General features: G+C 30.9%; 21 protein-coding genes. 18 read left to right on the top strand and 3 right to left on the bottom strand.

Going from position 1 to position 20,376, the window contains the following annotated elements; all coding sequences use genetic code 11:
* Positions 1-61: 61 nt before the first annotated feature.
* The 13 genes from KPL50_RS02625 to ppdK all read left to right on the top strand — a co-directional run bounded on the left by KPL50_RS02625 (position 62) and on the right by ppdK (position 12,593).
* Positions 62-412: a histidine triad nucleotide-binding protein gene (locus tag KPL50_RS02625; protein WP_216296859.1), complete on the top strand. Its 351-nt coding sequence runs from the start codon at positions 62-64 to the stop codon at positions 410-412.
* 230 nt (positions 413-642) lie between these two features.
* Positions 643-819, top strand: coding sequence for a 30S ribosomal protein S21 (gene rpsU / locus KPL50_RS02620; RefSeq protein WP_124998347.1), 177 nt, complete (start codon positions 643-645; stop codon positions 817-819).
* Positions 820-1,164: 345 nt separating this feature from the next.
* Positions 1,165-1,449, top strand: a complete 285-nt coding sequence (gene yqfC / locus KPL50_RS02615; RefSeq protein WP_216296858.1) for a sporulation protein YqfC — start codon at positions 1,165-1,167, stop codon at positions 1,447-1,449.
* Complete coding sequence (yqfD, locus tag KPL50_RS02610) at positions 1,433-2,563, top strand: sporulation protein YqfD (protein WP_216296857.1); 1,131 nt, start codon at positions 1,433-1,435, stop codon at positions 2,561-2,563. Before yqfC ends, yqfD begins: the two co-directional genes overlap by 17 nt.
* A gap of 37 nt (positions 2,564-2,600) precedes the next feature.
* Positions 2,601-4,718 (top strand): HD family phosphohydrolase, encoded by a 2,118-nt coding sequence (locus KPL50_RS02605; protein WP_216296856.1) that lies wholly within the window; start codon positions 2,601-2,603, stop codon positions 4,716-4,718.
* Positions 4,715-5,215: an rRNA maturation RNase YbeY gene (gene ybeY, locus KPL50_RS02600; protein ID WP_216296855.1), complete on the top strand. Its 501-nt coding sequence runs from the start codon at positions 4,715-4,717 to the stop codon at positions 5,213-5,215. Before KPL50_RS02605 ends, ybeY begins: the two co-directional genes overlap by 4 nt.
* A gap of 63 nt (positions 5,216-5,278) precedes the next feature.
* The gene (locus tag KPL50_RS02595; RefSeq protein WP_216296854.1) at positions 5,279-5,977 is read left to right on the top strand and encodes a diacylglycerol kinase; all 699 of its coding nucleotides are present in this window, start codon (positions 5,279-5,281) and stop codon (positions 5,975-5,977) included.
* A 140-nt stretch (positions 5,978-6,117) separates the two neighbouring features.
* On the top strand, positions 6,118-6,516 hold the full coding sequence (locus tag KPL50_RS02590) for a cytidine deaminase (protein ID WP_216296853.1): 399 nt from the start codon (positions 6,118-6,120) through the stop codon (positions 6,514-6,516).
* A 54-nt stretch (positions 6,517-6,570) separates the two neighbouring features.
* Positions 6,571-7,452, top strand: coding sequence for a GTPase Era (era, locus tag KPL50_RS02585; protein ID WP_216296852.1), 882 nt, complete (start codon positions 6,571-6,573; stop codon positions 7,450-7,452).
* An 11-nt stretch (positions 7,453-7,463) separates the two neighbouring features.
* Positions 7,464-8,213, top strand: coding sequence for a DNA repair protein RecO (gene recO / locus KPL50_RS02580; RefSeq protein ID WP_216296851.1), 750 nt, complete (start codon positions 7,464-7,466; stop codon positions 8,211-8,213).
* 43 nt (positions 8,214-8,256) lie between these two features.
* Complete coding sequence (locus KPL50_RS02575; protein ID WP_216296850.1) at positions 8,257-8,868, top strand: DUF4342 domain-containing protein; 612 nt, start codon at positions 8,257-8,259, stop codon at positions 8,866-8,868.
* 360 nt (positions 8,869-9,228) lie between these two features.
* On the top strand, positions 9,229-9,861 hold the full coding sequence (locus tag KPL50_RS02570) for a helix-turn-helix transcriptional regulator (RefSeq protein WP_375372900.1): 633 nt from the start codon (positions 9,229-9,231) through the stop codon (positions 9,859-9,861).
* A 95-nt stretch (positions 9,862-9,956) separates the two neighbouring features.
* Complete coding sequence (ppdK, locus tag KPL50_RS02565; protein WP_216296848.1) at positions 9,957-12,593, top strand: pyruvate, phosphate dikinase; 2,637 nt, start codon at positions 9,957-9,959, stop codon at positions 12,591-12,593.
* A gap of 310 nt (positions 12,594-12,903) precedes the next feature.
* On the opposite strand, the gene KPL50_RS02560 is transcribed toward ppdK, so the two are convergent.
* Entirely contained in the window at positions 12,904-13,302 is a 399-nt protein-coding gene (locus KPL50_RS02560) for a MerR family transcriptional regulator (protein ID WP_216296847.1), read from the bottom strand.
* Between the two features lie 193 nt (positions 13,303-13,495).
* Here KPL50_RS02560 and KPL50_RS02555 point away from each other — a divergent pair, with 193 nt between their 5' ends.
* A complete protein-coding gene (locus KPL50_RS02555) occupies positions 13,496-14,479 on the top strand; it encodes an SDR family NAD(P)-dependent oxidoreductase (protein ID WP_216296846.1) in 984 nt (327 codons plus the stop codon).
* Positions 14,480-14,545: 66 nt separating this feature from the next.
* The gene (locus tag KPL50_RS27360; RefSeq protein WP_290443186.1) at positions 14,546-14,677 is read left to right on the top strand and encodes a hypothetical protein; all 132 of its coding nucleotides are present in this window, start codon (positions 14,546-14,548) and stop codon (positions 14,675-14,677) included.
* Between the two features lie 211 nt (positions 14,678-14,888).
* On the opposite strand, the gene KPL50_RS02550 is transcribed toward KPL50_RS27360, so the two are convergent.
* On the bottom strand, positions 14,889-15,317 hold the full coding sequence (locus KPL50_RS02550; RefSeq protein ID WP_253200406.1) for a helix-turn-helix domain-containing protein: 429 nt from the start codon (positions 15,315-15,317) through the stop codon (positions 14,889-14,891).
* Positions 15,318-15,447: 130 nt separating this feature from the next.
* Here KPL50_RS02550 and KPL50_RS02545 point away from each other — a divergent pair, with 130 nt between their 5' ends.
* Positions 15,448-15,849 (top strand): pyridoxamine 5'-phosphate oxidase family protein, encoded by a 402-nt coding sequence (locus KPL50_RS02545; protein WP_216296845.1) that lies wholly within the window; start codon positions 15,448-15,450, stop codon positions 15,847-15,849.
* Between the two features lie 197 nt (positions 15,850-16,046).
* Here the strand turns inward: KPL50_RS02545 and KPL50_RS02540 are convergent, their stop codons facing one another.
* Entirely contained in the window at positions 16,047-17,114 is a 1,068-nt protein-coding gene (locus tag KPL50_RS02540; protein ID WP_216296844.1) for a CotS family spore coat protein, read from the bottom strand.
* 217 nt (positions 17,115-17,331) lie between these two features.
* Here KPL50_RS02540 and KPL50_RS02535 point away from each other — a divergent pair, with 217 nt between their 5' ends.
* Positions 17,332-18,360 (top strand): deoxyguanosinetriphosphate triphosphohydrolase, encoded by a 1,029-nt coding sequence (locus tag KPL50_RS02535; protein ID WP_216296843.1) that lies wholly within the window; start codon positions 17,332-17,334, stop codon positions 18,358-18,360.
* Positions 18,361-18,588: 228 nt separating this feature from the next.
* Positions 18,589-20,358: a DNA primase gene (gene dnaG / locus KPL50_RS02530; RefSeq protein ID WP_216296842.1), complete on the top strand. Its 1,770-nt coding sequence runs from the start codon at positions 18,589-18,591 to the stop codon at positions 20,356-20,358.
* The last annotated feature ends 18 nt before the right edge of the window (positions 20,359-20,376 follow it).

Below are 20,376 nucleotides of genomic sequence, written 5' to 3'. Positions count from 1 at the left end.
GTATATTAATAAGATAGTAGTATTATACGTTTATAGAAGTAGGATTGTAGGAGGTGATTATGTGGAGAAAGAAGACTGTATATTTTGTAAAATCATAAAAAAGCAGATACCTTGTGAAGTGCTTTATGAAGATGATAAAGTGATAGTGTTTAATGACATAAGTCCTCAGGCACCTATACATGTTATAATTATTCCAAAAGAACATATTGATGACTTAAACTGCTTAAAACAAGAGTCGTCGGAACTAGTAGGCCATATATTTATGGCTGCCAAGGAAATTGCGGTAACCTTAGGTATTGCTGAAAGTGGATATAGGATTGTTAGTAATTGTGGTCAGCAAGGGGGCCAAACTGTTCAACATGTGCATTTTCATTTATTGGGGGGCAGAATGCTTCAGTGGCCACCTGGTTAATAGGGACATTTAAATAAATAACAAATAAGTATGCGAGTCGTCCCATATAATTAATTTTCAAATGTTAAATTTATGTTAATATTTTATGCTTAAATGCACAATATATAACAAAAATAGCAATGAAAATGTTGACATAATGTAAAATTGTGTTGTATAATAAAAAATGTGCTATTTAGGCCCCGCATTAGCTGTTTTTAAATTGAATTGAGCTAGCGGAGGGAGGGATAATGATGTCAGAAATTAAGGTTGGAGCAGACGAGTCCATTGAGAACGCTTTAAGAAGGTTTAAGAAAAAATGCGCAAGAAGTGGAGTGCTCGGAGAAGTAAGAAAAAGAGAGCACTATGAAAAGCCAAGTGTTAAAAAGAAATTAAAATCAGAAGCTGCAAGAAAGAGAAAATTCAAATAGAATTTTTGAATATGGAAACAAACAAGATTAAATAAAATTTTGTTAGAATACCTTCCTCAGCAGTTAATAAATTAGAAATTTTAGAGACATTCAGAGAAACAGTAGTAGAATTGGGAACTAATAGCATGGAACACGTGGAAAAATTATGTTTGCCAAGTTGCCTTAAGTTAAGGGCAAAGCAGATGGTAAGCTTGCTTTTGAAATAGTAAAACAATATTTAAATAAATAAAAGACTCAGCTTATGCTGGGTCTTTTTTTGCTTTGAAGATTATAAAGTTTAAAAACTGTAATTTCTTATGTTTTTATTTCATAAATTTAATATGAAGTACTTTATGAGGTGGGTATATGGAAAATAAATTTTCTAGAACAAAGGAAACTATAGCGGCTAAGTTAGATTTGCCAAGAGATATACTATTAGATTTACCAAAAATAACTATTTTGGCTAATAATGAAATAAATATTGAAAACCATAAAGGGGTAGTAATTTTTGAAGAAGAAGAAATAAAAATAAATTCCAACGTGGGTCAGATTTCTATTTACGGGAAAAATTTTAAAATATTATTTATAGGGGGAAACACAATAACTTTAAGTGGTAACTTTAAATCTGTTGTGTATGAAGGACATGAATAATTTAAGAAAATACAAAAAAGGGATTATTACAATGGAAATTGAGTCATTTATGCCGGAAAAATTTATAAATTTGTTATGGGAAAATGGTATTGTTGCTAAAAATATAAGAAAGATTAATATAACAACTTTAGTGCTTCAGGTCAAATTATCCGATTATGTTGAGATTAGCAAAGTGGCAAAAAAAACAAATACTAAAATTGTGATTATTGGAAGAAATGGATTATCATTTTTTTTAATGAAAATAAGAAGTAGGTATGCCCTATTACTCGGAGTAATTTTATTTGCATGCATAATATATTATTTGTCTACATTTGTTTGGAATATACAAATTACTACGGAACGATATATAAGCCCATATGAATTACGCAATCAAATTAAGGGGTTTGGAGTTACACAAGGTATTAAAAAGAAAAATATAGATGTCTACGACATTGAAAATAAAATTCTAAGAAGCAATGATGAAATAATGTGGGTAAAAGCTAGAATTGAAGGCGTTAAGCTTAAAGTTGATGTAATAGAGAGGCAATCACCCCCTATTATAATTGTAGACGAAACACCGCGTAATTTAATAGCTAATAAAGATGGTATAGTAGTTAGAGTATTTACAACGGAAGGTACAGCGGTGGTTAAGAATGGAGACCCCATACAAAAGGGGGAGTTATTAGTTAGGGGAGAGCAAGGTAAAGAAGGAAGCGTATACGCTGTACGTGCAGAGGGAGAAGTTATAGCAAAAACTTTTTACGAGGAGATTAAAGATGTTCCACTATATAATGCATCAAGGATTAAAACAGGAAACAGTATAAGTAATTTATACATTAAACTTGCAAATAAAAAAATTTATCTCAAAAATAGCTTAATTCCCTATGGTAATTATGATAAAATAGAAAGTAACAATAAGGTTATATATAAAGAAATCTATTATGAAGTTCAGGAAAAAAATATACTTGTGGATCCAATTAAGGTAACAAAGGAAATATACTCTAATATTTTGAGAAATTTAGATAAAAGTGTAAAGATTATAGATAAAATTGAAGATGTAAAAAAAGAGAAAGATAAGTACTCCATAAGAGTAGTGGTTGTCGCAGAAGAAAATGTTGTTTCTGAAGAAAAATAAATTAGAATACTTGCGAAGAAAAGGCGGGGGATGGAACATGAAAAAAATTAGAGAACTTATGACGCTTAAAAAAGTAAAGCCGTACTTGATTTTTATAGTTACGGCAGTTATTATGTATTCAATTTTAGTTACAGCTTTAGTTCCAAAAAAATATACGGTAAATGTGGGGGATATTGCAAAAATAGATATAAAAGCTCCTAGAGAAGTTGAAAATGAAGTAGCTACAGAAAGCAATATAACTAAAGCTATAGATCTTGTAGGAAAAAAAACAATTAAAATTCCAGAAAATGAGAAAGCTATAGAAAATATAAGTAAATTATTTGCTGCAGTGGTGAAGTTAAATGCTAACAATTCAACCACCAAAAACAATGAAACAGCCACTGAAAAAGTATTGTCAGAAAAAGAAAAAATAGCTTCACTCAAGGCAAGCAATCCAATTGCTGATTTTACCTATGAGAATTATCAGATTTTAGTAAGGCTAGAGCTTACTAAAGCTGTTGAATTAGAAAAATTTCTTAAAGAGACTATGAATACCCTTTATGAGGTAACCACAATAAATGAAAATAAACCTGACGAAATTAGAATGGCGAAGGGTATGATTGCCACAGCATTTAATAACTCGAATTTTCCAAAGGATATAAGAGAAATTGGAATGTCTATTGCAAATGTTGAAGTTCGTCCTAATTCAATTTATGATAAAGAAAAAACAAATTTGTTAATAGAAGAAGCAAGAAAAAGTGTTAAACCTATCATGATTAAGAAAGATCAAATCATTGTAACCGAAGGTTCTCCAATAACCTTTGAACAAAAGGCACTGCTACAATCATTAGGACTCCTAGATAATACAAATAAATTTGAATGGTCCTTATATTTAAGTTTGGCAGGGCTTGTATGCCTAGTCATTCTACTTCAATGGTTTTATTTATATAAGTATCAACCAGAAATATTCAAGGATATAAAAAAATTAATTATGCTTAATATTCTTAGTATAATATCTATATTACTGGCTAGAATACTAGGCATAATTTCACTGTTTGTAATTCCCCTAGCATGTATACCTATGCTCATGGCCATTTTAATTGATGATGAAGTATCTATAGGTTTGAATATTCTTAATTGTATTTTAATTAGCGTTGCTGTTAATTTTAATTTTGAAATCACGGTATTAGCTGTGCTAAATTCCATTACTGGGGTCATGTTATTAAAAAAGATGCAACAAAGAAACGATATATTATATTCAGCTATATATATTGCAATGATAAACTTGGCGATTTATCTTTCTATGGGATTTTTACTAAGTAATAGTATAGTTGATGTTTTAAAAAAGGCGGGCATGGTGTCTCTTGCAAGTATTATATCTGGAGTACTTACTATTGGGTTTTTGCCGTTTTTTGAAAGTCTTTTTGATATAGTGACTACAGTGAAGCTTTTGGAACTTTCAAACCCTAATCACCCACTTTTAAAAAGGTTACTTTTAGAAGCTCCAGGAACTTACCATCATTCTGTACTTGTAGCTAACTTATCAGAGGTGGCAGCAGAAGTAGTTGGCGCTAATCCTGTACTTGCGAGAGTTTCATCCTATTATCATGATATTGGCAAGATAAAGAGACCTTATTTTTTCAAAGAAAATCAATTGGGAAATGATAACCCTCATGATAAGATAACTCCTAATCTAAGTACACTTATAATAATTTCACATGTAAAGGATGGAATAGATCTTGCAAAAGAACATAAAATACCTATGGCCATTCAAGATATTATTGGGCAGCATCATGGTACGACTTTAGTTAAGTATTTCTATGTAACTATGAAAAATTCTAGTGATACTCCAGATGATATTAAGGAAGAGGATTTTAGGTATCAGGGACCAAATCCGGAGAGCCGTGAAGCCGCAATTATAATGCTGTCTGACGCAGTGGAGGCAGCTGTGAGATCAATAGCAAATCCTACAAAAAATAAAATAGAGGAAATGGTTAATAACATAATAAAAGGCAGGCTTAATGATGGACAATTAGATAATTGTGATTTAACGCTGAAAGATTTAGAAAAAATACGAAAGGCGTTTTTAAAAGTACTTTCAGGAATATATCATGAGAGAATAGAGTACCCAATGGATAAATGGGAAAAAGATAATAAAGGAGTAAAACAAGTATGATTTTTATAGATAATAGGCAAAATAAGATAGCAGTTACTGAGGAACTAGAAACTGCTATAAAAGATGTCATTGAATATACCCTTAAAGAGGAGAAACTTCTTATTGAAAATGAAGTAAGCGTTATATTAATTGACAATGAAGAAATTAAAAAAATAAATTTAGAATATCGAGGTATAGATGAAATAACTGACGTGCTGTCTTTTCCAATGCTGGATTACCAAGAAAAGAAGGTGTTTAAAGATGAGTATTTAAATTATAAATTTAACCAAAGTGATTTAAATGATAAAAGACTAGTGATGGGGGATGTCGCATTATCACTAGAAAAAGCATCCCAGCAAAGTGAGGAATTTGGTCATTCATTTACTCGAGAATGTGCATATCTTACAGTACATTCAATTTTACATCTGTTAGGCTATGACCACATGGAGGATGCAGAAAAAAAAATCATGAGAAAAAGAGAAGAAGAAATATTGAGTAATTTCAAAATATGTAGATAGAGCATATTAATAATTATTTATATAGTATTGGATTACTTACAATATTTTTAAAGGTGGTTGAGTATGAAAGTTAAAAAATTGGTTGATAGTTTTAATTACGCTATTGAAGGAATTATTTATTCCATTAGAACACAAAGAAATATGAAGATACATATGATAGCTACAATAATAGTGCTGTCTGCCACTTTTTTTTATGATTTATCAAGAATAGAGCTTTTGATTATCACCATGACTATAACTTTGGTTATAGTGGCTGAGATGATAAATACTGCTGTAGAATGTGCCATAGATGCTACAACAAATTTTTATCACCCACTAGCCAAAATTGCTAAGAATGTTGCTGCAGGTGCAGTGCTAGTAACAGCTATAAATTCAGTCCTTGTAGGCTATGTGATATTTTGGGATAGATTAACCCCTTTTAATAGAACTATGATGGCAAAGCTTAAAAAATCTAATCCTGACACGGTATTCTTTATACTAGTCATAGTTTGTATTGCGGCGGTAGTAGTTAAGTCAATTTATGATGAGGGAACTCCATTTAGGGGAGGAATGCCAAGTGGTCACAGTACTATAGCTTTTTCAGTAGCAACAGCTATAACCCTATTAACTACTGAACCACTAATTATGGTATTATCTTATTTGCTAGCTGTAATCGTTGCACAAAGTAGAGTTGATTCGCAAATTCATTCTATTTTAGAAGTTATTTTTGGAGGTATTTTTGGGACTTTATTAACTTTATTATTATTTAAAGTTTTAGGATAAAATCTTGTTCATTTCAGTCCAATAAAATATAATGTATAATATTATTGAAATACTATTATTTAATGATATAATTGGTATACGTGATTTCTAATTGTTATTTATTATTATGTGCATTAAATTAATTGTGTAGGGGTGTATTAATGGATTATAAAAAGTTAGCTAAACTTGCAATAGATGCTAGAGAAAATGCTTATGTGCCTTATTCAAAATTCAAAGTAGGCGCAGCAGTTATTACAGAAGATGACTCAATATATACTGGATGCAACATAGAAAATGCCTCTTATGGTGCTACTAATTGTGCTGAAAGAACTGCAATTTTTAAAGCTGTATCTGAGGGACATAAAAAAATTAAAGCTATAGCAATAGTTGGTGATATGTCCACTCATACCTATCCATGTGGTATTTGCAGACAAGTTATAGTAGAATTTGCCACAAAAGATATTAATATTATATTAGTAAAAAGTGAAAATGATTATATAATAAAGACTATGGAAGAAATATTACCAGGCGCGTTTACTAAAGAAGACTTATTAAAGTAAGATAGAAAAATATTGTTAAATACTATTTACTTAAGATAACCAGAAGGAGGATATATGTTTAAATCGGGATTCGTAACTATTATCGGAAGACCTAATGTAGGGAAATCTACATTAATAAATTACATTATGGGGGAAAAATTATCAATTGTGTCTAATAGACCCCAAACTACAAGAAATAATATACAAACCATTTTAACAACTAAGGATTCTCAAATAATATTTGTAGATACTCCAGGAATGCATAAACCTAGGCATAAACTAGGAGAATATATGGTTAAAGTAGCACAGCAATCTACAAGTGAAGTAGATGTGATTTTATTTATAACTACACCAGGTGATGAAATTGACAAAGGTGATATGCATATTCTTGAACAACTAAAAGACAGTAAAATTCCAGTGTTTTTATTAGTCAATAAAATTGATGAAAATACTCAAGAGAGAGTAGCTAAAACTATTCAGAGTTATTCTGAGTATTTTAACTTTAAAGAAATAATACCTATTGCAGCTATAAAAGGTAAAAATGTTGATATAGTTACTAAACTTGTAGTGGAGAACATTCCAGAGGGACCATTGTATTACCCAGAGGATATGATTACAGACCAACAAGAAAGATTTATAATTACTGAAATAATAAGAGAAAAGGCTTTGAAGCTATTATCCCAAGAAGTACCTCATGGAATAGCAATAGAAATCATCTCCATGAAGCGAGATGATAGAAATATGTATCATATTGAAGCTAATTTGCTTTGTGAAAAAGATTCGCACAAGGGTATAATAATTGGAAAAGGTGGAAAAACACTTAAGCAAATTTCTACTTATGCAAGACAAGATGTGATGAAATTTTTAGGAGAAAAAGTAAATCTAAGATTATGGGTAAAGGTGAAAAAAGAGTGGAGAGATACTTCAAGTATTTTGAAAGAATTAGGGTATAAGTAGGGGATGATTTTATGGCAATTTTAAAAACTAGAGCGATTGTCATAAAAACGCAAGAGTTTAAAGAAACTGACAAGCTAGTTTGGCTTTTTACTGAGGATTTTGGTAAAATAACAGCCATAGCAAAGGGTGCAAGGAAAAATAAAAGTAAATATGTTTCATCTACATTACCTTGCTGCTATGCAGAATTTATACTTTTTAAAGGTAGAAATTTGTATACAATAAATGAAGTTACAATTATAGATTCTTTTCAGCAATTGCTAAGGGATCTTACCACAATTACGTATGCCTCCTATTTTAATGAGTTAATTGATATAGCCATGGAAAATGAAGATGTTAATAGTGAACTTTTTAAAAATCTTGTTAGTGCTTTCTATTTTATAAAAAATGACGTTATGGATATAGAAATATTAGCAAGAGCATTTGAAACAAAACTATTAAAGGCAACAGGTTATGGATTGAATTTTGAACAATGCGTTAGATGTAGAAAAAAAATAACAATATCTAATAATATCGATTTACAATCTTATGGTCCTATTTGTAAAGATTGTGAGAAGGTAAATAGTATATATATTTCAAACCCTACATATAATACATTGAAATTCTTAAATAATTTCGGTATGGATAAAATTAATAGAATAGTTGTGTCTAAAGCATCTAAGCTTGAGTTATATAAAATTTTATCTATTATCATTTCCCAAAATTATACACGAAAGCCAAAGAGCCTAGAAATGTTTGATTATTTAAGAGAATATAACAATTAGTAAAGAGTTTTAACGAAGAAAAATTATAAGGAGGATGATTTTAATGTCAGAAATTACACTAGAAAAGATTGACATCATCAAAGAGAGAACAGGAGTATCATATACTGAGGCTAAGGAAGCGTTAGAAGAATGCGATAGTGACGTAGTTAACGCACTCATTTATATTGAAGCCAAACAAAAAAGATTTAATAAATTTAACATGGAAGAAATGTATTCTACTAAGGATGAACTTGTAACAACAATAAAAGATATTGTGCGAAAAGGAAATGTTACAAGGATAAAAGTAAAAAAAGATGATAATGTAGTTATAGACATACCTGTCAATGCCGGTATTGCTGCAGGCTTAGTAGGATTATATAATCCTATTCTAATTGGTCTTGGATTGTTAACAGCAGTACTTACAAAGGTTACTATTGAAATAACTAAAGCAGATGGTTCAGTAGAAGTAGTTAACACAATTATAAAAAATACAGTTGAAGACATGAAAAATAAGATGAACGATATGAGTGAAGAGGTAAAAGAAAAATACAATGACACAAAAGATACCTTTAGCAAAAATAGTAAAGATGGTAGTAATGAAAATGTATACCAATATACTGTGAAATTTGATAAGGAAAAAGAAGAAGATAACGTAGAAGATAAAGAAGAAAAATAATAAATGCAATGATTTTGTTTATTATTTTCACCTTTTAGAACTCCACTAATATGATTTTCCCTTATATAAAGCCAGCAATTGACACTTGCTGGCTTTATATAAGGGAAAATTTAACTATTTGCATGAGTTTATCTAAATATTGTTAATAGCCAATTAATGGTATAGGAATATTTTATCCTTTTAAACAAAAAATCCTTAAAAAACCCTACATTATATATTAAAAATGTGGTACAATGTTACAAATGGTATGTAAAATTATAGTATAATAGTAGTTTATGCAATCGTTTGTATTTCTAATATTGCAAATATATAAATTATATATCATGATAAGTAAGTTAAAATAGAAAGAGGGTGGGAAAAATAAAACTAACACCAAGGCAAGAAGAGATTATAAGATTAGTTAAAGAAAATCCACCTATTACCAGTGAACGTTTAGCAAATAAGCTAGGGGTAACGCGGGCTGCACTAAGACCAGATTTGGCAATACTAACAATGACAGGTATTTTAGACGCAAGGCCTAAGGTAGGATATATGTATTCAAAGAAACCCTCTTATAGTTTAGTTTATGATTATATAAGAAATATTAAGGTTAAGGATGTAATGTCAGAACCTGTAATGGCGACAGAAGAAACAATGGTTTATGATGCTATAGTGCACTTGTTTTTGAATGATGTAGGTACTTTATTTATACATAATAAGGGCAGTTTAGTAGGGGCAGTATCAAGGAAAGACTTTCTAAAAATGGCTATGGGTGGAACAGATATGCACAAGGTACCTGTAGGAATTATAATGACTAGAATGCCCAATATAGTGCTTGTTGAAAAAGAAGATAGTATTTATTTAGCCGCACAGAAAATTATAGAGCACGAAGTAGACAGTTTACCTGTGGTAGAAAGAAAATTTGAAAATGGGAAAGAAACATTTCAAGTTGTGGGTAAAATATCCAAAACTAATATCACAAGATTATTTGTAAAAATGGGTGAAAATGGCTAAATAACTGAAGTGAGTGAAAGTGGGTACTTTTGTTCTGCATTGGACAATTTATACCTATTATCATATATAATTTATAATCGAAGGGGTTGTATGGAATGGAAAACAAAAAATATGTTTACCTTTTTAGCGAAGGTAATGCCTCAATGAAAAATCTTCTAGGTGGAAAAGGTGCAAACCTTGCAGAGATGACCACCCTTGGAATTCCAGTACCACAGGGATTCACAGTAACAACTGAAGCTTGTAATAAATACTATGAAGATGGTCAATTAATTGCATCTGAAATTGTTAATGAAATACATTCTAAAATGGCTGATCTTGAAAAAATTACAGGTAAGAAGTTTGGAAGTTTAGAAAATCCATTACTTGTATCAGTTAGATCCGGAGCAAGAGCATCAATGCCTGGAATGATGGATACAATTTTAAATCTTGGATTAAATGATGAAACAGTAGAAGTTATGGCAAAGCTAACAAATAACCCAAGATTTGCTTATGATTCTTACAGAAGATTTATCCAAATGTTTGCTGATGTTGTTATGGGCGTTGAAAAAAGAAACTTTGAAAATATTATGGATAATATGAAAGAAGAAAAAGGGGTGAAATTCGATACTGAGCTCGATGCTAATGATTTGAAAAAATTAGTTGGGCAATTTAAAGAATTTTATAAAGAAGATAAAGGCGAGGAATTTCCAAGTGACCCAACAAGTCAATTAATAGAATCTATTACTGCAGTATTTAGATCATGGGATAATCCTCGTGCTAATGTGTATAGAAGATTAAATGATATTCCAGGTAGTTGGGGAACAGCAGTAAGTGTTCAAGAAATGGTATTTGGTAACAAGGGAGATACATCAGGAACTGGTGTTGCATTCTCAAGGAACCCATCTACTGGAGAAAAAGGAATTTATGCTGAGTATTTAATGAACGCACAAGGTGAAGACGTTGTTGCAGGAATAAGAACACCACAAGATATATCACAACTTGAAAAAGATATGCCAAAAGTATATGGCGAGTTTATGGTAATTGTTAACACTCTTGAAGCTCACTACAAAGATATGCAAGACATGGAGTTTACAATTGAAGATGGGAAATTATATTTTCTTCAAACAAGAAACGGCAAGAGAACAGCGCAAGCTGCATTAAAAATTGCTGTGGAACTGGTGGAAGATGGAATGTTAACAAAAGAGCAAGCTATGATGAAGGTTGACCCAAAACAACTAGATACATTGCTTCATCCTAACTTTGATGTAGAGGATTTAAAGAACTCTACAGTAATTGCCAAAGGTTTGCCAGCATCTCCTGGAGCTGCTTGTGGAAAGGTTTGCTTTACAGCAGAAGATGCAAAAGCACAGCACGAAGCTGGAGATAGAGTTGTCCTTGTAAGGCTTGAAACTTCACCAGAAGATATTGAAGGCATGATTGCATCTGAAGGTATATTAACAGTTAGAGGTGGAATGACGTCTCATGCTGCAGTTGTTGCAAGAGGAATGGGAACTTGTTGTGTTGCTGGTTGTGGAGATATAAAAGTTAATGAAAAAGAGAAAACTTTCAAAATAGGAGAAATAACATATAATGAAGGTGACTTTATTTCAATGGACGGAAGTACAGGAAATGTATATGCTGGAGTAATTAAAACAGTTGAGCCTGAAATAAGCGGTTACTTTGAAACATTTATGGGTTGGGCTGATGAGATAAGAAGTCTTAAAGTTAGAACTAATGCAGATACTCCAAAGGATACAGCGCAAGCAGTTAAATATGGAGCAGAAGGCATAGGGCTATGTAGAACAGAGCATATGTTCTTTGATGCTGATAGAATAATGGGCATAAGAGAAATGATTGTTGCAAAAGAAGAAGGAGCAAGAAGAGTAGCGCTTGAAAAATTATTGCCAATGCAAAGAGAAGACTTTATAGGAATATATGAAGAACTTGCTGGAAGACCAGCTACAATAAGATTCCTAGATCCACCACTACATGAATTCTTACCACATGATGATGAAGATATAAAGGAACTCGCTATTGATATGGGAATAACTTTTGATGAGCTTAAAACTACGGTTGAATCATTACATGAATTTAATCCAATGATGGGCCATAGAGGATGCAGACTTGCAGTATCTTATCCAGAAATAGCCGAAATGCAAACTAGAGCAGTTATTGAAGCTGCTATAGATGTTAAGAATAGAAAAGGATACAATATTGTTCCAGAAATAATGATTCCTCTAATTGGAGAAGTTAGAGAATTAAAATATGTTAAAGATATAGTAGTAAGAATAGCAGATCAAATCATAGCTGAAACGGGCAGTGATTTAAAGTATATGGTTGGTACAATGATTGAAATACCAAGAGCAGCTCTTACTGCTGATTTAATAGCAAAAGAAGCTGAATTCTTCTCATTTGGAACAAATGATTTAACACAAATGACTTTTGGATTCTCTAGAGATGACGCAGCAACCTTCTTAAAACATTATTATGAAAAGAAAGTTTACGAATTTGATCCATTCCAAAAATTAGATCAAGTAGGCGTAGGCAAACTTATTAAAATGGCGGTTGAACTTGGACGTCAGGCTAGACCAAATATAAAACTTGGAATATGCGGAGAACACGGTGGCGACCCATCTTCTGTTGAATTCTGTCATAATGTTGGACTTGATTATGTATCATGTTCACCATTCAGAGTTCCAGTTGCAAGACTTGCAGCTGCACAAGCTGAAGTAAACAATCCAAGAAAAAAATAAAATGAATATAGCTTGAAAAACCTTGTATAGTGAGCGTTTGAGGCTATCAGAACTGTAAAAAGAATAGGGTATTGTTACTTAATTTCATAATTGATTTTAAGTACAATGCCCTATTTTTATTTAGGTTCTGGCTCTATTTATGAAAGATGATGAAATTGATATAATTCATATATTATTTAATTTACAGTTGTAGGTAATTGCTTAATAGATAGATATATACCTGTAAGTCAGATGTAACTATTAAAGTTTCCCAACGGATGGTATAGAAGATGTAATGTTGTAGAATTTTTATAGTATATGATAAAACCAATTATTTATTTTTTTCAGTAATGATCTTTTTTAGTTCATCCTTGGAAATTTTTTTATCATAATAATCTAACTTTGCATCTAAGAACTCATAAAGATCATTATATTTTTTTAACTGCTCTTTGATTACTTTTTTTTGGTAAAGTATAATCTCGCGCCTTTCAGAAAAGGTATCATTTTCATTAGTACAAAGGTTGATATAATTTTTTATATATGCAATAGACATTCCAGTGGCTTTCATGCAGCACACAATTTGAATCCATCCTAAATCAATATCTGTATATAATCGCTTACCATTGTCATTACGTTGCACGTAAGGCAATAGACCTTCCTTTTCGTAGTATCTTAATGTGTATGGTGACATATTAAATTTTTGAGAGACTTCTTTTATTGAATAACTCATATTCTTTCTCCTTTAAAAAATTTGTAGTTTTATATTAAAGTATTGTAAACATTATAAAGGTTACTATAATCATAAATCAATATTTTAAAAATTACTATTGACTTAGAGTGTACTCTAAAAGATATACTAAGTATATCATAAGAGATTTTAGTTTCTTTTATAGATTAAGTTATGCATAGAAAAGGAGAACAATATGATAAATACTATTCAAGAATCGATACATTCAGGATACGGAGTTTCTACAACTGCAAAAGAAGCTATAGAAGGAATAAATTTACAAGGGAAGTTTGCAATTGTTACTGGTGGTTATTCAGGGATTGGATTGGAGACAGCTAGAGTATTAGCTGAAGCAGGCGCTACAGTTATAGTACCAGCAAGAAATGCTCTTAAGGCAAAAAGTGCAATAGTAGGAATTCTCAATATTGAATTAGAAGATTTGGACCTTATGGACCCGGATTCTATTGATAGCTTTGCAGAACGGTTTATAGCTTCTGAAAGGCAGCTAGACATCTTAGTAAATAGTGCTGGAATCATGGCTTCACCACTAATGAGAGATAAGAGAGGATATGAATCTCAATTTGCAACAAATCATCTTGGACACTTTCAATTAACAGCAAGACTTTGGACTGCTTTAAAAAAGGCTGACAGTGCTAGGGTGGTTTCTGTTTCCTCACGTGCCCAGCGCCTTGGAGGCGTTAATTTCGAAGACCCTAACTTTGAAACAAGGTCATATGATAAGTGGAAGGCCTATGCCCAATCAAAGTCTGCTAATGTTCTGTTTACTGTGGAATTGGACAGATTGGCAAGAATCCATGGTGTTCGAGCATTTTCAGTTCATCCAGGTTTAATTCCGACTACAAGCATTGGAAGGTTTAATAATGATGAAAAAGTTGCACCAAAACAAATTGAGATTAATGGCAAAAGGACTTCAGTAGATGAAAACGCTGATCAATTCAAGAATATAGAACAAGGAGCAGCAACTAGTGTTTGGTGTGCTACTAGTGCTCAATTAGATGGAATGGGAGGAGTTTATTGTGAAGATGTGGATATCTCAGAAGCAGTTCCTGCCGATAGCCTTAAAGGGAGCGGCGTTCGTCCATGGGCTATAGATGCAGAACTAGCTAAAAAATTATGGAAGCTTAGTGAAGATCTTACAGGTGTTAAGTTCACTATTTAATGTATTTGCGCAAATGACAATGGTTAATATATAATTTCTACTGAAAAGGTATTAAAGAAATATTAATTGATAAAGAAGTTAAAGATAATAATAGTACGTATTACAAAAACTAAGTGTTCCATAATAGTAATAAATAGTGGTTGCTCTTTTATGGTAGCGTCAGCACAAGCTGAAGTAAACAATCCAAGAAAGAAATAGTATAGATATAGCTTGAAAAGCCTTATATAATAGGTGTTTGAGGCTATCACAACTATAAAAAGAACATGGGTATTGCACTTGAAATCATTATTGATTTTAAGTGCAATGCCCTATTTTTATTGAAAATATGTATTTTGAAAAACAGTTCAAATGTAGATAAAATATTTCATGATAGAAATCCAGGAAGCAATTGATTGAATGAAATGATTAATTATACACGTTTAGAAGATATTTCTGCTTTAGAAAAAGTATCTGGTTTAAGCATTTCATGGCATTTACTACATGGAAATTCATTAGCAATGCATATATCTAAATTACAACTAGATGTCTCTTTAATATAACCTACACCCCACTCCATAATTTGGGTCATTACTTGAATAAAACTTATACCGATATTTGTTAAAGAATATTCAACTTTTGGAGGGACTTGGCTGTAGACCTCCCTACTAATAAGGTTATCCTTTTCGAGTTCGCGTAACTGCCGGGTCATTACACCGTGTGAAATTGATGGCATAAGTTTTTGAAGTTCATTAAAGCGTCTTGTCTTTTTATGAAGAGTCCATAAAATTGATAATTTCCATTTTCCCATAAGTATATTTTGTGTTGCTGTTACTGGGCAAAGATTAGAATTATTATCCAAATAAATATCATCCTTTCATATTAGGCACATTTATATGACTATGTCATATAAATGTGCGTACTTGTTATACGCAGCATGTTGTTTTATTATTATACTTGTAAAAAACAAAAAAAACAACGAGGTGAATAAAATGGAAGAAGTATTAAAACTTTTAAAAGAAAATGTAAATGGGTTCCTTGCAACTGTAGATAATGGAAAGCCCAGAGTAAGACCTTTTGGGTTCATATTGGAGGAAGTCGGGAAGATTTATTTCTGTACAAGCAGTAAGAAAGATGTCTACAGGCAATTGCTTGAATTACCTTATATAGAATATTCAGCTACATCAAAGGAAATGGTCACAGTAAGAGTTAGAGGAGAGATAAAATTTTGTGAGGATGTTGCTGTGAAGGAAAAAGTAATGAATGTATATGAGCCTATAAAGAAAGGGTATAAGTCGGCAGATAATCCTCTGTTTAAGGTGTTTTATATTGAACATGGTGTTGCAATGATTTCGGATTTTTCAGGTCAACCGTCTAAGAAGATAGATTTTTAGCATAATTGATGACTAATATTTAATGCTTATAAAAAGTGTTCCATAATAGTAAAATATAGTGGTTGGTCTTTTAGGATAGCAGCTGCACAAGCTGAAGTAAATAATCCAAGGAAAAAATAGTATTTTACAAAAGTGTAGACAATAGATTAATCAAAAAAAAGCCGCTGCTTTGCAGTGGCTTTTTAATTGTGGATAAATTATAAAATTGTTTTAAATTTATTTTCAATATAAGATTTAAATTTGAAAGCAAAATCTAATTGATATTCATTTTTGTTAGTTGAACTATTTAGTAGATTTAAGAAGGCTTTTTTATTGCATTTACTGATATTGCCATAATAATCTCTTGATATTTTCCAATACCTTTGAGGAAAGGCTAAATAAACAAGAATATATTTATAATCATCCAAAGTTAAAGAAAAAATTTTATCATATAATTCTAAAAAGCTAATTGCTAGCTCTAAATCCCATTTTGTGCTGTCTCTTTTTAGAAGTCGCCTTAAACAATAGGAGATGTCATGGGCACAATAATCATTTCTACATTTATCAAAATCAATTACCCAGATTTCATTATTATTATCAAATATAATATTTTTATTAACATAGTCAAGATGACACAATGACTTTGTAAGATTAGCCTGGTTCATACCATAAGCAATCTGTGTAGAGCACTGAGCCAGCTTAATACTGGAATCGAAATGTTCAAGATAAAGCCTCGAAAAAGTATCATCATATTTATAAGCTAAATTAGAAAACTTAAGAAGGCTTTCATAGTGCTTATATATTGAAGTGCCCAAAGTGCTATAGCCTTCCTTTATGTTGCTACCAGAAATAGGTGTAAAGTTAATACTCACTTTATGCATATTCGCAAGATTGGTACTACATGCTAGTATATGATCTATATTATCGTAGTCACATTTAATGCCATCAACCCAGGGGGTAAGTATGAATAACATATTATTATAGTTTATAAATCTGCTATTGGTATTTGTTTTAAGGATTCGGGGTACATGGATATTATTTCTATATAACCATTCTATGGCTGAATACACAAATAATAAATCCTTTACAGAGTAATAAACTTTCTTTAAACAATAGCATTCATCGAAGTATTGTACTTTATATACAGCTCTTTGTTTATCAGTATCTTTAAATTTAATTTGCGATATATCAGCATTAGTTAAATTATATTGAGGTAGAATGCATTTTTTTACATTTTCTTCGGATAATAAGTCTATGTTATTTATTTTTTTAGCCGTGGAGGGCATAGTATCACTCCTAAAAAATTATTACATTATTAGAATATTAATAAAATATAAATATTATACGTTTAATATTAAAAAAGGGAAATTAATTTAATTTGTAGAATACTAAGATAAGACATATAAAAAAAATAACATATATAATTGTAGAAATAGTTTTAAATTCAGGAGGCAAAACAATTAATAATTGTTTTGTGCCACAGCGAACATCAGGAGGGAATTTATGAACATTCGTCAAAGAATAGAAACTAATGAAGGTAATAGCATTATTTCCTATGGAGCCTTGTCCATAAACTCAAAGGGAAGAAAAATATCAGAAGAGCTAGATGATGTAAGAACCTGCTATATGGTAGATAGAGATAGGATAATTCATAGTAAATCCTTTAGAAGATTGCAGCACAAAACTCAAGTATATATAAAGGCTAGTAGTGATCACTATAGAACAAGACTTACACATACCCTAGAAGTTGCACAAATAGCTAAAACAATAGGAAAGGGTATAGGTTTAAATGAAGATCTAATAGAAGCTATAGCGCTAGGGCATGATATAGGGCATGTACCCTTTGCTCATAATGGGGAAGAGGTACTTAATGATATATTGCAAGGCGGATTTAGACATAACGAAAATAGCATTAGAGTCTTAACAAAAATTGAAAAATCAGGTTTCGGGCTTAATTTAAGCGAGGAAGTACTAGATGGGATTGTAAATCATAGTGGTTTTTCTAGAAAAATAGGAAAGGCTCAAACACTAGAAGGTCAGGTTGTTAGATATAGTGACAAAATCGCATATGTAAATCACGATATAGATGATTCCATAAGAGCTGGACTATTAGAAGAATCTATGTTACCAGTAGATGCCATAGAAGTATTAGGCATAAACCATGGGAAGCGAATAGATACTTTAGTTAAAGATTGTATTTATAATACATTAAATAACTTAGATAGGGATAAGATAGAAGTATCACTTAGTGAAACCGTAGGAGGTGCATTGAGTGGTTTAAGAAATTTTATGTTTGAAAATATATACAAAGGTGAAATATTAAAAGAAGAAAGGCAAAAGGCTCAATTCGTTGTAACGCAGGTATTTACATATTATTATAACAACCCACAGGCAATGCCAGACTTTTACAAGTGCATAGTCCAGGAGGAAGGATTAGATATAGGAGTAGCAGATTATATTTCAGGTATGAGTGATGATTATTGTTTAATGCTTTTTAATAATTTATACCTTCCTAAAGTTGTTATTTATTAAAATATTAGAATTAATCAGTAAATATTCCCAAAAAGAATAAACTATTCTGAATTTATAAAGAAAAAAATAAAAAAATAAAAATATTGAAGGAAATTTGTAATCTATAAAGAATATATAATATGCAAGCAAAATTATTATTGAAAAAAGTGGATTTAAAGAAGGATAATATACTTTTTTGTCGAATTAGAATATGTTGTGAATTTATATAAGTAAGGTGGTAGTAAATTATTGATTGCTGAAGATGTCATCCGAAAAATAAAGGAACAAAATGATATTGTGGATGTAATATCTGAAAGTGTTAAACTTAAAAGAACTGGAAGAAATTACATTGGGCTTTGTCCTTTTCATAATGAGAAGAGTCCTTCTTTTACTGTGTCACAAGACAAACAAATTTATAAATGTTTTGGGTGTGGTGAAGCTGGGAATGTAATTAGTTATATTATGAAGGATAGGAATGTAACTTTTCCTGATGCTGCAAGGCTCCTTGCTGAAAGAGCAAACATTAGTATAGAAATAGGGAATGACGAAAACAATGTACAAAAGGACATGTATAATAAAATGTACAATATTAATGTAGAAGCCGCTAGGTATTTTTATGACAATTTAAGAAAGGATAAGAAAGCTGAAGCATATTTCGTAAACCGAGGAATCTCTCAAACTACTATGAAGAAATTTGGTTTAGGGTTTTCCTTTGATAAATGGGATGGCTTGTTATTATACCTAAAAAAGAAAGGGTACTCAGAACTCGACTTACTTAATATAGGATTAATTATTAAAAGTCCTAAAGGTTCATATTATGATAGGTTTAGAAATAGAATAATGTTTCCTGTGTTTGATTATAAGGGTAAGGTAATCGGATTTGGAGGAAGGGTTTTAGATGATTCAAAACCCAAGTATTTAAATTCGCCTGAGACTCCTTTATTTTATAAAGGATATCATCTTTATGGATTGAATTTTGTAATCAAAAATAATAAATCTCGAACAATAATAATTGTAGAGGGATATATGGATTGTATTTCACTTCATCAATATGGTTTTTCAAATGTTGTTGCTTCCCTTGGTACAGCACTTACTATTAACCAAGCAAAATTATTGAAAAAATATGTCGACAAAGTCATTATTTCATATGATGCTGATTTTGCAGGTCAAGCAGCAACATTAAGAGGACTTGAGACATTAAGAAATGAAGGCTTTGATTTGAGAGTGTTAATAGTGCCAAAGGAGAAAGATCCTGATGAATATATAAAAAACAATGGACAGCAAGCTTTTCAGAAATTGGTGGATGATGCTCTCCCTATAATAGATTATAGGATTAAAAGAGCAAGTGACGGAATAAATTTTTCAAATAGTGAAATGCTAATACAGTATGTAAAAAAGGTTACTGAAATCATTGTAGATTTAGATCCTGTTGAAAAAGATGTTCATATAAAAAAGATTTCTGAACAAACAGGCATCAAAGAACAAGCAATATATGACTTATTAAGAGAAGAAATTAACAAAAATTCAAAAAAAACTCAAAAAATGAATATACAACAGGATTTTGGACAAAAATTATATTTAGAGCCAGCTTATATTAAGGCTGAAAGAAATTTATTGAAGTTTATGTTTATAAGCGAAGAAAATTGTGATTATATTACAGAAATAATGTCCATAGATCAGTTAATACTTGAAAGTCATAAAATTATATATAAATTAATTGTTGAATATAAAAATTTAGCAAAAGATGAAAAAATTAAAAATATAGAGTTTAAATGTACTGATATAGAATGTACAAAAGAATGGATAAATACTATGGAAATTGAGTTTGGGTACGATGAAGAGCATCATAAAAAACTTATTGTTGACTGCATAAAACAACTTAAAAAATTCAAGTTAGAGGAGTCGAAAAAAGAAATTATGAATAAAATCAAAAAATATGAATCAAAAGGCTTGCTAGAAGAATCTATAAAACTCGCTCAAAAACTTATAGAAGTGCAAAAAGATATAAAACAATTATAGAATTTAGGAAGGAGGTAA

The organism is Clostridium sp. CF012 (assembly GCF_018861755.1).
Lineage (GTDB): Bacteria > Bacillota > Clostridia > Clostridiales > Clostridiaceae > Clostridium_AD.
Note: the sequence above shows the minus strand (reverse complement) of the source record. Positions and strands in the feature narration are given on the sequence as shown.

Coding starts and splice junctions, on each gene's coding strand:
- KPL50_RS02595 (WP_216296854.1), top strand. CDS start 5,279: ATGAAAGTTAAAAAATTGGTTGATAGTTTTAATTACGCTATTGAAGGA.
- KPL50_RS02540 (WP_216296844.1), bottom strand. CDS start 17,114: ATGCCCTCCACGGCTAAAAAAATAAATAACATAGACTTATTATCCGAA.
- era (WP_216296852.1), top strand. CDS start 6,571: ATGTTTAAATCGGGATTCGTAACTATTATCGGAAGACCTAATGTAGGG.
- ybeY (WP_216296855.1), top strand. CDS start 4,715: ATGATTTTTATAGATAATAGGCAAAATAAGATAGCAGTTACTGAGGAA.
- ppdK (WP_216296848.1), top strand. CDS start 9,957: ATGGAAAACAAAAAATATGTTTACCTTTTTAGCGAAGGTAATGCCTCA.
- yqfC (WP_216296858.1), top strand. CDS start 1,165: ATGGAAAATAAATTTTCTAGAACAAAGGAAACTATAGCGGCTAAGTTA.
- KPL50_RS02560 (WP_216296847.1), bottom strand. CDS start 13,302: ATGAGTTATTCAATAAAAGAAGTCTCTCAAAAATTTAATATGTCACCA.
- rpsU (WP_124998347.1), top strand. CDS start 643: ATGTCAGAAATTAAGGTTGGAGCAGACGAGTCCATTGAGAACGCTTTA.
- KPL50_RS02535 (WP_216296843.1), top strand. CDS start 17,332: ATGAACATTCGTCAAAGAATAGAAACTAATGAAGGTAATAGCATTATT.
- KPL50_RS02590 (WP_216296853.1), top strand. CDS start 6,118: ATGGATTATAAAAAGTTAGCTAAACTTGCAATAGATGCTAGAGAAAAT.
- recO (WP_216296851.1), top strand. CDS start 7,464: ATGGCAATTTTAAAAACTAGAGCGATTGTCATAAAAACGCAAGAGTTT.
- KPL50_RS02555 (WP_216296846.1), top strand. CDS start 13,496: ATGATAAATACTATTCAAGAATCGATACATTCAGGATACGGAGTTTCT.
- KPL50_RS02545 (WP_216296845.1), top strand. CDS start 15,448: ATGGAAGAAGTATTAAAACTTTTAAAAGAAAATGTAAATGGGTTCCTT.
- yqfD (WP_216296857.1), top strand. CDS start 1,433: ATGAAGGACATGAATAATTTAAGAAAATACAAAAAAGGGATTATTACA.
- KPL50_RS02575 (WP_216296850.1), top strand. CDS start 8,257: ATGTCAGAAATTACACTAGAAAAGATTGACATCATCAAAGAGAGAACA.
- KPL50_RS02605 (WP_216296856.1), top strand. CDS start 2,601: ATGAAAAAAATTAGAGAACTTATGACGCTTAAAAAAGTAAAGCCGTAC.